General features: G+C 39.2%; 1 protein-coding gene. It reads left to right on the top strand.

Going from position 1 to position 669, the window contains the following annotated elements; genetic code table 11:
• Positions 1-368, top strand: a 368-nt coding sequence (locus AC1DWB_RS36785) for an alpha/beta fold hydrolase (protein ID WP_477545976.1), incomplete at its 5' end; no start/stop codon positions are given.
• Positions 369-669: the final 301 nt, after the last annotated feature.

Genomic DNA, 669 nt, shown 5'->3' with positions numbered 1-669 from the left:
AGCCTGAGCGGCTTATAGAGCAGGGGAAGTACGACATCATTAACCAGATGATTGAACGACACCAAGAAGCACATAAAGGTAACTGGCAAGAGTTTATGCGGCAAAGTGCAAAGGATTGGCGTCTGTACCCTCAATTTACGTCAGAAGAACTCAGCAACATTAATTGCCCAGCATTATTTATCTCAGGAGAACATGATGAAAGTGTCGGTGAGGAGAAAGTCAAAGCATTGAGTACCCTTGTAAAAGGATCACAATATTTTGTTGTCCCTGGTGGAAGTCATAGACCTCACATGCAAAGGGAATATCCAACTTTAGTAAATGACACTATTCTTCAATTTTTGGAGACTCATTCATTAGAACTGAATTGAAGGATACTTATATACTCAACGGAAAACGTTACTTCCATAAGACTCAAGGACGAGGCTGCCAGCACGATCGGTAGCCTCGTTAAGCTATCGGGCAGGTTTGCGTAATTTGGTCTATCAAAAAACAAGAAATATATGGTAACATTAAAGGAACTAGTGTTCTGTACTTTTGAACAAAGTGGGCAACACAAATATAACTATGAAGTCAAATTTTTAGTATCATCTTGTGATGAGAGAGATTCAGTGCATAAATAAAATGTGTGGGTTGAACAGCGCGACAAATTTTTATCTCGTTTMCCTCAAA

Source organism: Paenibacillus sp. P4_E11 (assembly GCF_056401635.1).
This window is presented reverse-complemented; position numbering and strand designations above follow the sequence as displayed.